The following is a 15,371-nucleotide window of genomic DNA, read 5'->3' on the forward strand; positions in this document are numbered from 1 at the left end:
AAACGCACATAAATTAGCTTTAATGAAAAATGTATTGGTATTGACCGCTGCTGTACTTGTCTTGGGTCTAACAAGCTGCAGTAAAAAAAGAAGCGGCCCTGCAAAGGTTTTGGTTTTTTCGAAAACCGTGGGCTATGTCCACGCCTCCATTCCCACCGGAGTTGAAGCCATTCAAAAGTTAGGTTCTGCAAACGGATTTGAAGTGGACACCACCAAAAATGCTGAATTGTTCACGGATGAAAATTTGGCACAGTATTCAGCCATTGTTTTTTTGAGCACTACCGGAAATGTCTTGGATCACAAGCAAGAAGCCGCCTTTGAACGTTACATTCAATCTGGGGGTGGATTTGTAGGCATCCATGCCGCTACCGATACCGAATATGACTGGGGCTGGTACAACAAATTGGTGGGTGCACAATTTCTGAGTCACCCTAGAGGCACCCCAGAGGCAGATTTCATTATCAAAGATAAAAACCACCCATCTACCGAATTTTTTACAGATAGCGTTTGGCATCGAACCGATGAACTCTACAATTTTAAAAATTTTAATGATGGGGTGAACGTTTTGGCCACTGTGGATGAGTCTACCTATGAAGGAGGGGAGAATGGTGACCACCACCCAATGGCATGGTATCATGAGTTTGATGGTGGCCGAGCCTTTTATACAGCAGGCGGGCATACCGATGAGAGTTTTTCCGAGGAATTGTTTTTAAAACATCTTTTAGGTGGAATCAAATATGCCATTGGTGACAATTTGGAATTGGATTATGCCAAGGCAAAATCCCAAATTCCACCAGAGGCAGATCGTTTTAGCAAGGTTGTTTTGTCCACAGGACAGTTTTTTGAACCTACCGAAATGACCGTACTACCCAACAACGATGTGTTGATTTCACAGCGTAGGGGAGAAATTCTATTATTTTCCGACGCCACTCAAGAGTTGAGCCAAGTGGCCTTTTTGGATGTGTACTACAAAACCTTGGAAACCCCGGGGGTAAATGCCGAAGAAGGGGTGATGGGATTGCAAAAAGACCCAAATTACGCCGAAAACCATTGGATTTATGTCTACTATTCCCCAACAGGTGATAAATGGGTGAATCGACTTTCACGGTTCAAGTATATGGACGGTACATTTGACATGAATTCCGAACAAATCATCCTTGAAGTGGATAGTCAACGTGAGATTTGTTGCCATACCGGAGGTTCCATTGCTTTTGGACCCGATAATCTTTTGTACCTCTCAACTGGAGATAATTCCACTCCTTTTGATGAGCGGGATGTAAAATACGTGAATAATGGCTATGCCCCTTTAAATGATTTGCCCGGGAAAGAACAGTACGATGCCAGAAGGTCTTCAGGAAACACTAATGATCTTAGAGGGAAAATCCTTAGAATTAAGGTCAATGAAGATGGCAGCTATGATATTCCCGAAGGGAACCTTTTCCCTGTTGGTACTGAAAAAACACGTCCCGAAATATATACCATGGGGCATCGTAACCCTTACCGAATTTCTGTGGATGTAAAACGGGGTTATTTGTATTGGGGTGATGTTGGGCCAGATGCCCGTGTGGACAGTCTAAAAACGCGTGGCCCACGTGGATATGATGAAATGAACCAGGCCCGTGAACCCGGAAATTACGGCTGGCCCATGTTTATCGGAAACAATTTTGCCTATAACCGGTATAACTATGAAACAGGTGAATCTGGTCGATTTTTTAATCCCGAAAAACCTATAAATGATTCCAATAATAACACTGGATTAAGGGAATTACCACCTGCCCAACCCGCCTATGCCTACTATCACTATGGCGATACTCAGGAATTCCCTGAATTCGGTTCTGGAGGAAGAAACGCAATGGCAGGACCTACCTATTGGTCGGATTTATACCCTAATGGTGGTGGATTGCCAGCTTACTACGATGGAAAAGTAATTATCTATGAATGGATGAGAGGTTGGATGAAGGCCGTGCATCTTTTTGAAGACGGCTCCGTAAATAAAATGGAACCTTTTGCTTCTGACATTGAATTGAGCAACTTGATTGATATGGAGATGAGTCCAGATGGACGGGTTTATCTATTGGAGTATGGTAGCGGCTGGTTCTCTGCAAATCCAGATAGTGGATTGGGTTATATTGAGTTTAATGGAGGAAATCGTCCGCCTGTTATCGATAGTTTTATCGTAGACCACGATTCCGGTTCACTACCACTTTCGGTTACGGCAACTGTTGAAGCCCACGATCGTGAAGGCGATGACATGAGTTATGTTTGGGATTTGGGTGATGGGACCACCCAAGAAACCACAGAACCAACATTGACCTACACTTATGGCGAGGCAGGTTCATATAAATTGAATGTTACCGCAAAGGATTTAGGGGGTGAAGCGGCTTCAAGTTTTAACCAGACCATTGTTGCCGGTAATGAGCGTCCAGTTGTAACCATTAATTTAGAGCAGGCAAATACATCATTTTATGTTCCAGGTCAGCCTATTAACTATACCGTTTCGGTTTCGGATGCGGATGGTGAAGTGAATGAGGACAATGTATATGTTTCCGTGGATTACCGTTCTGGAATGGACGAAGTAAATATGAATTTGGGGCATCAACAAGTTTCAGGTGCCGTAATGGGTAAAGCATTGACACAAGGTTTGGATTGTAAATCCTGTCACAAGGAAAAAGAAGCATCCATCGGACCAAATTATCTTGAAGTTTCCGAAAAATATAAGGGCCAACGTGGGGCTACCAATTATTTAATGGCAAAAATCATTGGAGGTGGTTCCGGTGTTTGGGGAGAGGTTGTCATGCCAGCACACCCTAACGTGACCCAGTTGGAGGCTAGACAAATTACCCAATACATCCAATCATTGACTGGGGATGGGAATAAAAAACCATCACTCCCATTAGTGGGTACGGTTAAACCTGACCCCAAAGAGAATGGAGAGGTATTCTTGTTGACTGCAAGTTATACCGACCAAGGAACTGAAGTGGCTCTACCCTTAACCGGTTCTGAAACTGTTGTTTTAGCGAGCAATAGTATGACTTTTCCTGAAGGCACCCCAACGGAGGGCATGCAAGCCATGAGCTTTAACGGAGTGCAGTTGCAGTTAATGAACAGCGCAAATGGATGGTTAAAAATTGAAAATGTGGATTTATCTGGTGTAGGCACCGTAATAGCAATTCTTGGTTGGCAAGCACCGCCCAGTACACCCTATACCATGGAGCTTCGTTTAGGAGCTCCAGATGGTACGATTTTGGGTACGGGTAAATTAAACCCAAGTAGTCTTAATGGCCAAGGTGGAGCTGTGGCAATACCTATTGAAAAAACCGATGGCGTTCAAGAAGAGCTGTACTTGACATACAAAGCGGAGGGCGAGCCAACTACTTTTGCTTTGACGCAGGTTCAATTCAATAAGTAAGGCAAGGATTGCATCTTTTCAATTTCTTTAATGGTCTACAAATGAAGATTTCCTGAAAATGGACTGTCGTTTTATTTTACAAAATCAGCATTCAATGTTTGGAGTGAATCCACGCAACCGGAATGGTTTCTTTATCTTGATATGAGGTCAGGATGAAAAGGAAAGCAGGGAATGTTACTTTGTTAAGGGGTTTCTCATCTTTGGTTTCGGTATTTTACATTTTTGGACGCTAAGGCCACGATTTCGTGAATTCGTTTTTGTCGGGTTTCTTCCCGTTTGGCCTGATTAAGCCAATAGAGATAGCTTTTTCGTTGGCTATGGGTGAAATTTTCAAAATTCTCAAAAGCATTTTTGTCCGCTTTCAATGCTTTTTGAAGTTCTTTAGGAACCACTCCGTTTTCCACTTCGTCCAAAGCCTCCCATGAACCGTTCTTCTTGGCTACATTTATGGACTTTAGGCCACTTTTATGCATTAATCCATTGGATTTCAAATCTTTGATATGGTCTTTATTGACCTTGCTCCAAACACTTTTAGGCTTTCTGGGGCAAAAATATTGTCGTCGTTTGCCATTGCCCAAGCTTTTTACCGTACTATCTATCCAGCCAAAACAAAGAGCCACACGCACGGCTTCTTCCCATCGCATGCTTTCTTTGTGATGCTCCACTTTGTAAAAAATAAGATGTATCCCGATGGAAGTATCGTGGTTTTCATGGAGCCATTTGCGCCATTCGACATCATTTTTAAAGTAATGTTCGGGAAGATGGTCCAAATCAGATTTTTTCGGTTTCTATCAAAAAGTTTTTATCAAACTTGAGCTTGTCATTTGCCAATTTTTCGGTCTTCCATTCCGAGCTGGGAAATAACCAATGCTCTTTTCCTTCTACAAACACACGAATGGGCATATCAAAGTCTTCCACAATATCTACATAGCGATAGGTAACGGAATCCCCTTCAAATTTGTATTCCAATTTGGGAATCATGGTGGTCCGTAAATATTGGTTAAAGAATGCTGACAAATCCTTATTGGTTTTTTCACTGAGATAATCCTCTATCTGTTTTGTGGTCACGGTTTGGTGATAGAAATCAGCATTCAATCCCCTAAGGATGCTTCGCCACAGCCCATCATCCTCAATGAGCTGTCGCAAAGTGTGCAAGATATTGGCTCCCTTGTAATACATGTCCCCGGAACCACTGGTATTTACATCATACGGGCCAATAATGGGAATATCATTCTGGATATTGGCTTTGGTGCCGACCACATATTCAGAAGAAGCTTTAGTTCCAAAATGGTAATCCAAATACAGATTTTCGGAATAGGCAGTGAACCCTTCATGAATCCACATATCGGCAATATCTTTATAGGTGATGTTATTGGCAAACCATTCGTGACCAGCTTCATGGATAATGATAAAATCAAACTGTAATCCCCAGCCAGAGCCTGATAAGTCCCTACCCAAATATCCATTGGCATATTGGTTTCCGTAAGTGACCGAACTTTGGTGTTCCATCCCCAAATAGGGAACTTCCACAAGCTTGAACCCGTCCTCATAAAAAGGGTAGGGGCCAAACCAATGCTCAAAGGCCTTGAGCATCATAGGTACCTGAACAAATTGTGCTTTCGCTTTTTCAAGATTTTCAGGAAGGACATAATAATCCACATCCAACGTCCCTTTTTCACCTTCATATTTTTCGCCAAAATGAACATAATTGCCTATGTTCACGTTGACCCCATAGTTGTTTATGGGATTGGCCACAAACCAATGATAGGTTTTGAAATCTCCATTTTCATCCACACGCTCCAGCTTTCCGTTGGAAACATCCATCAAGTCTTTGGGAACTGTAACACTGATTCGCATGCTGTCCACCTCATCGTACATGTGGTCTTTGTTGGGCCACCAAACACTGGCGCCAAGCCCTTGGCAAGATGTGGCCACAAAGGGATTGCCTTCGGAATCCTTCTTCCAAGAAAAACCACCATCCCATGGTGCCCGTACCGCTTTTCTAGGGTTTCCCGAATATTCAATCTTGATTTCATTGAACTCTCCCTGCACCTGTTTTTTCTTTAATTTGATAAAATGGGCGGCACCTTCTGAGGTGAATTTGAGCTTTTTGCCGTCTTGGGTCACAGATGTAATCTGCATAGGGTCCTGCAAATCAATTTGTAGCACATCCGATGCTTCCAAAACCTTATAGCGAACCACATTGTGGCCTGAAATAAACTCTTTTTCCGGCTCCACTTTTACATGGAGGTCGTAATAATTCAAATCCCACCATTCACGTTCCGGGGTTATGCTGCCCCTCAAGCTGTCTTGACGGGTAAAATTTTGGGCAGAAGCAGTAAATGCTCCCAAAAGGAATAAAGTTGCAATAAGAAATTGTTTCATGAGTATTAATTATGACGTTCTATTTTGATTGAATGATGATAGGCATTTTATTTCTACCTAAAAACTTTGTTTGGGAAAACCACAGGGCTTTCATGGCCATCCTTGCCAATGGCAGCTACTCCAAAGAAAAAATTATCAATGACAATGCCTTCCAAAGTATGTTCGGTTATATCACCAACATATCTGAAATTGTCCCAAGTGGGAGAAGTGGTATCCCTCCAATAGATTTTATACCCTACGGCACCATCTACTTTACTCCATCTAAGTTTGGCATTGGGTTCAACAACCCCACCTATTTCTACAGTTTCGGGAGCAGGCGGCCCCCAAGCTATGGATGCCAGATTGATAGCATTCACTGCGGTCAATTTTTTGGCATACTCAAAATTGACGTGCTCCAAAACATCTCCATAGACAATACCGTTTTCCACCCGAATGTCCTGATGTTGTTGGGTATAATTCTCATGGGCTTCCATGATTCGGATGCCAGCAAACCCTGCATCGTTGAAAGGTCTGTGGTGTCCACCACGACCAAATCGGTCCAAGCGATAAATGAGCATAGGGTTCATTTCGGGCATATAGGTCTTGGTGGTTTTATATACATATCGTGCCAATTGACGGGAAATGCCATCTACTTCACCACCATAAAAGCGGCGTGCATTGCGTTCTTCTTTAGTTTCGGTTGGAGGAACAGGTTCAGAGAAAATTCGGAAATCGCGATTACTTACAACTCCATCAACCCCAGTAATGTTGCCAATCATGTCGTTGTTGAGAATCCCAACAATGTCCCAATTGTTTTCCTTGGCATACGCAGCCAACCCTTTACCACCATAAAGTCCTTGCTCTTCACCAGAAAGTCCAACGAAGATGATGCTGCTTTCAAAATCGTATTTGGATAATACCCGAGCGGCCTCAATGGTTCCGGCCATACCACTGGCATTGTCGTTGGCACCAGGAGAATCCGAAGTGAAATTTGTGGGGTCGCTCACTCTTGAATCAATATCCCCGCTCATAATAATGAACCGGTTTGGATATTTGGTACCACGTTTAATGGCCACTACATTCACCACCCAAACATCCTTAACGATTCGGGCATTGTCCCCTTTTTTGATTAAATCCTTTTGATAGAAGACTTCCAAACAGTCATTACAGGCTGTTGAAATGGTTTCAAATTCCGATTTTATCCAACGCCGCGCTGCTCCAATTCCACGGGTTTGGGAAACCGTATCGCTCAGGGTGTGCCTAGTGCCAAAATTGGCCAGTTTGGTCACATCGTTTTCAATACGCTCTACGGATACAGAATTAATGATATCGTACAAGCGGGTATCGGTCTGTGCATGGAGCACGGGAAGGCATAAAAGTGCAAATAGCAGTGTGTAAAGTTTCTTCATGAGTATGGTTTAGTTTCCGATAAGTTCAATGAACAGCCCATCGGGGTCTTGAATTAAGATAAAAGTTTTCCCGTTGGGAAATTGTAGTGGGGTATCTCCCAAAGTTTTAATGTTGTTTTCTTGGATGCGCTGCAGTACAGATTCTGTTGATTTAAGGTAGATGGTAATGTATCGAAGCCCATTTTTATCTTGAATGACCTCACCCGCTTCCTCCTTGGGATTTCCAAAGGATGCCAATTTGAATTCTGTGGAGTGCGGGTCATCAATAAGCTTTAGAATTTTTACATCATACGCAGTACCTCCAGTGAGCCCAGACCTTTTACCAAAAGATTCATCAACGGTGAAACCTCCAGTTTCAACCATGCCTATGATATTGGTGTAGAAATCGTAAGACACATCCATATCCGATGCAATCATGGCAATGGAAATAGAAGGGTTTTCAACTTCGTTTTGTGCCTGACAAAAACCTAGTGCCAGAACTAGAAATATTGGGGTAAACAGGATACGCTTCATTTTGTTGCGGGTTGAGATGTATTAGACCGCATGAAAGTAGGGAAAAAGAGCCAAAATAAAAACCCGATGGGTTTAAATGGGAATTGAACTCAATCCACAAATGTCACCTTTACAATTTTGCCGTTTTCCACTTCATAAATGGCCACGGCGCTAATTTTTGAGCCATTGAGCGTAACGTACTCTTCATCAATCACTTTATTGCCAATAACAATCCTGTTTTTGATTTCACAATACAAATCGGGAGTACTTTCAAAAAAAGTTCGGTAGCGTTGCCTCATTTTTTCTTGTCCCTCCAAAAAGAGACTGTTTGGATAATCATACAGTTTAATGTCTTCGGAATAGGTCTCCATAAAAGCATCAATATCCCGGGCATTGTAGGCCTCAAGCTGTTTTTGTACAATGATTCTTGGCGATTCTTCGGCGACAAAGGCCAATCGAGTTCTTGATGGATTGACAGCAATTCGGGTAATGTTGTTGATTTCCTCTTGTTCAAAGTGGATGATGGGGTCCCATGCAACCTCAGTCCGTATGTCATACGTTAGAATAGACTTTCCAGAACCTGTCACCAACGTATTCTTATCCAACCAGCAAATATCTTCTTCATTTTTATAGGTGTTGGCTATCTTTTTGGTGGCCCCGGATATGGGGTTCAACGATTTGATTTCCCAGGTTTCATTTTCCTTACTGATATAGCTTATCAAATCCGTTCCTGGAATTTTATGCAACGACCGCCCCACATTGGTTTGGTAGGTGTAATTGTTTTTATTCTTTAGATTATGGACTACCAAGTTCATTTGGTTTCCTACCAAAACCGTGCAAACTAAGATGTTGTCATTGTACCATACATGATAACCGATTTTCAGGTAGGAAATTCCGGCAGACTCTCCCGTTTTTAGGTCATACTCATATAAACGTTGCATTCCGTTCAAATCCAACCGAATGGCAGAGATGGCATTTTTTCCTGGAATTCGCAATGGGGAATATTCGCTTCCGGTTGGGGTGTTTGTCACCCAAGAAGAGGTACTCCCTTCGTTGATGTTGAGGCGCAAAATATCGGTCTGGTCCTCTCTTGTGGACGAAAACAATACGGTATCATCATCCCAAAATGAAGGTTGGTTGTCGTACCCTTCATTGTTGGAGATATTTTTTGGGTTGGACAAAATGGGATTTCCATTCTCTAATGCAAGGTCAAAAAGATAGACCTCTGTGTTTGTTTGCCCATTCATGTGGCATACTGAAAGCAGAAATAAGAGTATTATGAATCTACTGGTCATGGTTTTGCAAACCGTTTTAAAAGCTCCCGTACCCGTTTGGTGTTCTCCACATGGTACTTGGCCTTGGTTTTTTTCAATCCTACTTTTACGGTAATGGCAGCATCGGGAAGATCTTGGAACATAAACTCATCCGTCCAGTCATCACCAATGGCAAATACAAAATCGTAATCATCCTCACTTAGCATTCGTGTGGCCGCCCTACCTTTGTTCACGTTGCTATTTTTCACTTCCATGACCTTGTTGCCATTAAGGACGCTAATATCGTCATTGCCTATTAAACTGGTCAATACGGTATCCAATTCGGTGGCTCTTTTCTCCCCAAAATCGGGGTCGGTGTTTCTATAATGCCAAGCCAAGGAATAGTTTTTTTCCTCAATAAATGACCCTGGTGTACGATCTACGAAAGATTCCAAAACAGGACGTATTTTTTCCATCCATTCTCCTTTTACTTTTTCCAACATCTTAAAATCTTCCCCATTTTTGGATATCCAAACCCCGTGCTCCACAATCATATTGTATTTTTTGGGAAGGAACCATCTGCCAAAAGTCTGCTTGTCCCTACCGCTTATTAAAAACAGGGTGGTGTTTTCTTGACTGTTCAACTGGTCTAAAAGTTCATACAACTCCTCATCGGGGGATGCCTTTTGCGGATCTTTATGGAACCCCGCCAATGTTCCGTCATAATCAAGGAACAGCAAACGTTTTGAGGCATTTGAATAGCTCTTTGCAATCTTGTTTAGACGATCTTCCGTAATTTTCTGGGATATAAAAGCATGGCCCAACGCTCTTTTTTGGTTCAGGGAATTCATAAATTCATTGGCCCAAACCTCCACGTTATAACGTTCCAACCGATTTTGTAAAAACGTATTTCGAGATATCTGCTCTTCCACGGGCATGTTAATCGCCTGCTTTAAGGTATCTGCCTGTTCCTCAAAATTGTTGGGATTGATCAAAAGGGCCTCGTTCATCTCATAGGCAGAACCTGCCATTTCGCTCAAGATAAGAACTCCCGTCTTGTCCGTTCGGGTGGCGATGTACTCTTTGGCCACCAAATTCATTCCATCACGGAGTGGTGTCAGCCATGCAATATCACTGAAGGTATAAAGATCAATGAGGTTTTCAAACGGTAGCGAACGGTAAAAATACCAAATTGGCGTCCAGTTCACTGTGGACAATTCCCCATTGATTCGCCCTACCAGTTCATCAATCTCTTTTTTCAGCAATTGATATTGGGGAACGTTGGAGCGAGAAGGAACGGCAAGAATGATCAAGCGTACTTTTTCTTTGTATTCGGGATATTTGTTCAGGAAATATTCAAAGGCATTGAGTCGTTTGGCAATGCCCTTACTGTAATCCAATCGGTCTATGGAAAGGATGAGTTTAGTGTCCGGGGCTGATGCTTTATGACTGTCCAACCGTTTTTGAAGGTCACTTTGGTTGCCCTGTTTATTTTGATCATGGGACAATGCGGCCTCCTTGAATTTTTTATAGTCAATCCCCATGGGGAAGGAATCCACCTTAATAACTCGATTTTCCATAAAAATCTCATTAAAGCTGACCTCCAGTCCCAAAAGTCTACGAACCGAACTCAAAAAATGGCGTTCGTAATCATACGTATGGAAACCGATAAGGTCCGAGCCCAACAGTCCTTCCAAAATTTCTTCCCGCCACGGAATGGTCCTAAAAATTTCATAGGAAGGAAAAGGAATGTGCAGAAAGAATCCAATGGTGGTGTCAGGCCGTTTTTCGCGTACCATTTGTGGTACCAACATCAATTGGTAATCATGCACCCAAATGGTGTCGTCCTCTCCTGAATTTTCAATGATGGCATCAGCAAATTTCTGGTTTACGGATTTATACGTATTCCAAAAATCGAGCTCAAATTCCGAATACTCCAAAAAATAATGGAAAAGGGGCCATACCGTTCTATTGCTAAAACCAAAGTAAAAACCATCTATCTCTTGGGCATTGAGGCCCACTTTGGAGCAACCGTGCTTTTTTAAAGCCTGGTCAATATCATCCTCCAGCTCTGGAGGAATATCCTCATCGGTAAGTCCAGACCACCCAATCCACAAACTTTCACCACCGCTATGAACGGATTTCATACCTGTGGCCAACCCGCCCACACTTGGCACTGCATTGATGCCTCCATTGTTAATTTGTAATTGAACGGGTAGTCGATTTGAGATTATGATAGTTTTGCCCATAAAAGGATGCTTTTTGTCAGTTTTTACTATTTTGTTTCTTTAAATTTCGGGAAATTCGAGCGTAAAACCAATTCATAAGAACCCTTTTGAGGATAATTGACCTATGAACAACCTGAATTACGGAATTATTGGAAATTGTAGAACAGCCGCTTTGATTTCAAAAGCAGGTTCACTGGATTGGTGCTGCCTGCCCCAGTTTGATTCTACTTCGGTATTTGCAAAGATATTGGATGAAGAAAAAGGAGGGAGTTTTGAATTCATTTTGGATGACGGGTACAGCGTTCACCAAGAGTACCATCCCAATACCGCCATATTGGTCACTCGTTTTTCCAGTGGAAAGGATGTCTTTGAAGTGCATGACTTTATGCCCCGGCATCACAAGCTCAATAATGGAAAATATAACGCCCCACCTGAAATAGTGCGGTACATCAAACATGTCTCGGGAAAGCCAAAGTTCAGCGTTAAGTATGACCCCAAGCTTGAGTATGGAATTGGACAGACCAAGCATTTTGTAAAGAAGGATTTTATTGCGAGCCTTACCCAAAAACAGAAATACGATACCCTTTTTCTATATACCTCCTTCGATAAAAACGCGGTATTGGATGGAGATGAAATTACCCTCACCCAAGATGGCTATTTTTTGATTTGCTATAATGAGAAAATCCTGAAGGCGACCACGGATAAGATGGCCTTGGAACTGGAACGAACCAAGGTGTATTGGTTGGATTGGGTGGACAAGACCCCAACCTACCACAAATTTGGGGAGCAAATCATTAGAAGCGCCATTACCCTAAAATTATTGACCTACGATAAAACAGGAGCAGTTTTGGCCGCAGCCACCACCTCTTTGCCAGAAACTATTGGCGAAGTGCGAAATTGGGACTATCGTTTTTGTTGGATCAGGGACGCTTCCATGGTCATAAAGGTGGTTTCGGAGTTGGGCCATAAAAATTCCGCCAAACGGTTTCTTCAATTTATAATTGATTTGATGCCTGATAAGGATGAAAAACTCCAGATTATGTATGGCATCAATAAAGAAAAGAAGCTTACTGAGAAGACGCTCGACCATTTGGATGGATACAAAGGTTCCAAACCTGTCCGCATAGGAAATGCAGCCTACAAGCAAAAACAAAATGACATTTATGGCATCTTGATGGATGTGATTTATGAGCAGTTGATAAAATTCAGCAATGATATTGAAAACGGGGAGGAGTTATGGAGCATAACCAAAGGTATTGTTTGGATTGTTAGTAAGCACTGGAAAGAACCGGACAAAGGGATTTGGGAATTCCGTGGTGAGGACAAGCATTTTACCTTCTCCAAGGTGTTGTGTTGGGTAGCGATGGACAGGGCCATAAAAGTGGCCAAAATTTTTGGAAAGACCCATAAAATTGAAAAATGGACGGCGCTGGAGCAGGAAATCAAGGAGGATATCCTTAGCAATGCGTGGAACAGCGACATTAATGCGTTTGTGCAATGTTATGGTTCCCGTCATTTGGATGCTTCGGTACTGTTGATGGAATCCTACGGATTTATCCATGCAAGGGACCCAAAATACGTGAGTACGGTTAGGGCCATCGAAGAAGGTTTAAGCAATGATGGGTTGTTATACCGCTATAAAAATGAGGATGATTTTGGACTTCCTTCATCTTCCTTTACCATTTGCACCTTCTGGTTTATCAATAGTCTCTTTAAAATTGGCGAAGAGGAGAAAGCCTTAGAGCATTTTGAGCGATTATTGGGTTACAGCAATCATTTAGGACTCTTTAGCGAGGACATTGATTTTAAGACTAAACGCTTGTTGGGGAACTTCCCTCAAGCCTATTCGCATTTGGCATTGATTGAGTGTGCCATCAACTTTTCGAGAAAACAAAGAGAGGAACGGATTTTGGAATCCATCAGTTAAAAAAAACGCCCCAACTGGGGCGTTTCTCAAATTAGCTTTGTTTCAGCATTATTTGAATTAGTCGAAGGTATACCCATTATCCGCAGCGACTTTATCCGCAATTTGGGTGCGGAGTGCCACAACATTGGGTTGATTTGTATATTTCGTGAAACGTTTTAACCCCATCAACATCATGCGTTGCTCATCGCCTTCAGCAAAAGAAACAATCGCTTCTTTTCCTTTTTGATTGATAATGTCCACAGCTCTATACAAATAGAGTTTGGCCATGGCAATTTGCGTCGCTTGCGTGTCCTCTCCAAATCGTTTTGCGTTTTTCTCGGCACGAAGGATAGTGGATTCCGCTAGATACACCTGAATCAGAATATCTGCTGCCGACATTAATAACATTTGGTGCTCTTCCAAATTCGGTCCAAATTTTTGAACTGCGCTTCCGGCAACCATAAGGAATACTTTTTTTAATCGGGCTACCATGTCTTTTTCTTCAGAGAGCAATTCAGAAAAATCAGGGGTGTCAAAAGATGGAATACCCATCAATTCCTCCCCAACAGCCGTTGCAGGTCCCAATAGATCTACATGACCTTTCATAGCCTTTTTTACGAGCATGCCCACAGCCAACATTCGGTTGATTTCATTGGTGCCTTCATAAATCCTTGAAATACGGGCATCTCGCCAAGCGGATTCCATTGGTGTATCGGCGCTAAAGCCCATTCCACCAAAAACCTGGATACCCTCATCGGTGGTGTGCTGCACGTGTTCGGAAACGGCCACTTTTAGAATGGAACATTCAATGGCATATTCTTCAACCCCTTTTAGTTCTGCTTCTTGGTGGGAGTTACCACTGGCTTCGCGGATGGCGATTCTGTCCTCAATATTTTTGGCAGCACGGTAACAAGCTGATTCATCCACATACGCATTGGTGGCCATATCAGCAGTTTTGGCCTTGATGGCTCCAAAATTCATAATAGGTGTTTTGAACTGGACTCGTTCATTAGCATATTTGGTGGCTTCGTTAAGGACACGCCTTTGCGCTTCCAAACAGGCCGCAGCTAATTTGATTCTGCCAATGTTTAAGGCATTCATGGCAATTTTGAACCCATTTCCTCTTTCCGATAACATGTTCTCAACGGGAACCTTGGTCTCATTGAAAAATACTTGACGGGTAGAGGAGGAGTGGATACCTAGTTTTTTCTCTTCATCTCCAAAGGAAATACCATTTTCAGGGTCGTTTTCTACAATAAATCCTGTGATATATTTGTCATCCTCAATTCGGGCAAAAACAATGAACATATTGCAGAATCCTGCGTTGGAAATCCACATTTTCTGTCCAGTGATACTGTAGTATTTTCCATCTTCAGATAATACAGCCTTTGTTTTACCTGAATTGGCATCTGAACCCGCTCCGGGTTCTGTTAAACAATAGGCGCCAAACCATTCACCAGAAGCCAGTTTTGGAACATATTTTTGTTTTTGTTCTTCGGTTCCATATAGGGTAATCGGCATAGTTCCTATTCCTGTATGCGCACCAAAAGCGGTACTGAAAGAACCTGTGGCTCCCGAGATATAATCGCAAACCAACATGGTGGAGACAAATCCCATTCCCATACCGCCATAGGCTTCTGGGACAGCGACACTCAAAAGCCCCAATTCACCAGCTTTCCGCATGCACTCTTCGGTGTAGGCGTAGTCTTTTTTCTCAAAACGTTCCCAATGCGCCCAAAGCTCACGGTCTACAAACTCCTTGGTGCTTTCGCGCATCATTTTTTGCTCTTCGTTGAGGTCTTCCAGGGTGAATACGTCTTCACATTTGGTTTCCTTCACCAAAAATTGACCTCCTCTTAGGATGTCCTTTTCCATTGTTTCGGCACTCATATTTTTAAGATTTAAGAATCAAGAAACAAGACTCATGACTTGCTGCGAAGTCCACCTTGAAATCCTGAAATCATTTTTTGTAATAATTGGATTTTATGTTCTAAAAGCTCAAATTGCTCAGTTGAAATATATTCTTGGTTATGCGCCACTATCAGTTGTGTTTCCCATTCAAAAGAGGAGCCTAGACTATCCTCTATATATTTGTTAAAATGCTTATTGGTAGATTTGCTTGTTCCTTCGGCAATGTTTGAAGGAATTGAAACTGCACAACGGGTCATTTGGGATATTAGATTAAATCTTTCCGTATCGGGGAATTCACTCACCAGTTTATATGTTTCGCTAACCAAATTCATACCTTCTTGCCAGATTTTTAATTTCTTGAAATTGTGCCTTTTCACAGTCTTTTTTCGTTTTTCTCTG

The 15,371-nt window shown here is 42.4% G+C and carries 10 protein-coding genes; 2 read left to right on the forward strand and 8 right to left on the reverse strand.

The genetic code is table 11. The features are described from left to right. Window positions 1-22 precede the first annotated feature (22 nt). Window positions 23-3,409: a ThuA domain-containing protein gene (locus J0X14_RS08700; protein ID WP_207097362.1), complete on the forward strand. Its 3,387-nt coding sequence runs from the start codon at window positions 23-25 to the stop codon at window positions 3,407-3,409. 194 nt (window positions 3,410-3,603) lie between these two features. On the opposite strand, the gene J0X14_RS08705 is transcribed toward J0X14_RS08700, so the two are convergent. From J0X14_RS08705 to J0X14_RS08730, 6 genes are all read right to left on the reverse strand, one after another. Continuing rightward, complete coding sequence (locus J0X14_RS08705) at window positions 3,604-4,179, reverse strand: YdeI/OmpD-associated family protein (RefSeq protein ID WP_207097363.1); 576 nt, start codon at window positions 4,177-4,179, stop codon at window positions 3,604-3,606. A 1-nt stretch (window position 4,180) separates the two neighbouring features. After that, window positions 4,181-5,794 (reverse strand): M1 family metallopeptidase, encoded by a 1,614-nt coding sequence (locus tag J0X14_RS08710; RefSeq protein ID WP_207097364.1) that lies wholly within the window; start codon window positions 5,792-5,794, stop codon window positions 4,181-4,183. 53 nt (window positions 5,795-5,847) lie between these two features. Beyond that, window positions 5,848-7,182, reverse strand: a complete 1,335-nt coding sequence (locus J0X14_RS08715; RefSeq protein WP_207097365.1) for a M28 family metallopeptidase — start codon at window positions 7,180-7,182, stop codon at window positions 5,848-5,850. 9 nt (window positions 7,183-7,191) lie between these two features. After that, the gene (locus J0X14_RS08720) at window positions 7,192-7,695 is read right to left on the reverse strand and encodes a VOC family protein (RefSeq protein ID WP_207097366.1); all 504 of its coding nucleotides are present in this window, start codon (window positions 7,693-7,695) and stop codon (window positions 7,192-7,194) included. Between the two features lie 89 nt (window positions 7,696-7,784). Then, the gene (locus J0X14_RS08725) at window positions 7,785-8,921 is read right to left on the reverse strand and encodes a nuclear transport factor 2 family protein (protein ID WP_242527962.1); all 1,137 of its coding nucleotides are present in this window, start codon (window positions 8,919-8,921) and stop codon (window positions 7,785-7,787) included. A gap of 44 nt (window positions 8,922-8,965) precedes the next feature. Then, entirely contained in the window at window positions 8,966-11,176 is a 2,211-nt protein-coding gene (locus tag J0X14_RS08730) for a bifunctional alpha,alpha-trehalose-phosphate synthase (UDP-forming)/trehalose-phosphatase (RefSeq protein ID WP_207097368.1), read from the reverse strand. Window positions 11,177-11,279: 103 nt separating this feature from the next. Between J0X14_RS08730 and J0X14_RS08735 the strand changes: the two genes are divergently transcribed. Then, window positions 11,280-13,082 (forward strand): glycoside hydrolase family 15 protein, encoded by a 1,803-nt coding sequence (locus J0X14_RS08735; protein ID WP_207097369.1) that lies wholly within the window; start codon window positions 11,280-11,282, stop codon window positions 13,080-13,082. A gap of 57 nt (window positions 13,083-13,139) precedes the next feature. Here the strand turns inward: J0X14_RS08735 and J0X14_RS08740 are convergent, their stop codons facing one another. Both J0X14_RS08740 and J0X14_RS08745 read right to left on the reverse strand, forming a co-directional pair. Continuing rightward, complete coding sequence (locus J0X14_RS08740) at window positions 13,140-14,951, reverse strand: acyl-CoA dehydrogenase family protein (RefSeq protein ID WP_207097370.1); 1,812 nt, start codon at window positions 14,949-14,951, stop codon at window positions 13,140-13,142. Window positions 14,952-14,983: 32 nt separating this feature from the next. Next, on the reverse strand, window positions 14,984-15,349 hold the full coding sequence (locus J0X14_RS08745; protein ID WP_207097371.1) for a four helix bundle protein: 366 nt from the start codon (window positions 15,347-15,349) through the stop codon (window positions 14,984-14,986). Window positions 15,350-15,371: the final 22 nt, after the last annotated feature.

Origin of the sequence: Allomuricauda sp. CAU 1633 (assembly GCF_017313225.1) — a bacterium.
In the GTDB taxonomy this organism is placed as follows: Bacteria; Bacteroidota; Bacteroidia; order Flavobacteriales; family Flavobacteriaceae; genus Flagellimonas.

Excerpts from the sequence above, each read along its gene's own strand:
- J0X14_RS08700 (WP_207097362.1), top strand. The coding sequence starts at position 23 with ATGAAAAATGTATTGGTATTGACCGCTGCTGTACTTGTCTTGGGTCTA.
- J0X14_RS08710 (WP_207097364.1), bottom strand. The coding sequence starts at position 5,794 with ATGAAACAATTTCTTATTGCAACTTTATTCCTTTTGGGAGCATTTACT.
- J0X14_RS08715 (WP_207097365.1), bottom strand. The coding sequence starts at position 7,182 with ATGAAGAAACTTTACACACTGCTATTTGCACTTTTATGCCTTCCCGTG.
- J0X14_RS08720 (WP_207097366.1), bottom strand. The coding sequence starts at position 7,695 with ATGAAGCGTATCCTGTTTACCCCAATATTTCTAGTTCTGGCACTAGGT.
- J0X14_RS08725 (WP_242527962.1), bottom strand. The coding sequence starts at position 8,921 with ATGAATGGGCAAACAAACACAGAGGTCTATCTTTTTGACCTTGCATTA.
- J0X14_RS08730 (WP_207097368.1), bottom strand. The coding sequence starts at position 11,176 with ATGGGCAAAACTATCATAATCTCAAATCGACTACCCGTTCAATTACAA.
- J0X14_RS08735 (WP_207097369.1), top strand. The coding sequence starts at position 11,280 with ATGAACAACCTGAATTACGGAATTATTGGAAATTGTAGAACAGCCGCT.
- J0X14_RS08740 (WP_207097370.1), bottom strand. The coding sequence starts at position 14,951 with ATGAGTGCCGAAACAATGGAAAAGGACATCCTAAGAGGAGGTCAATTT.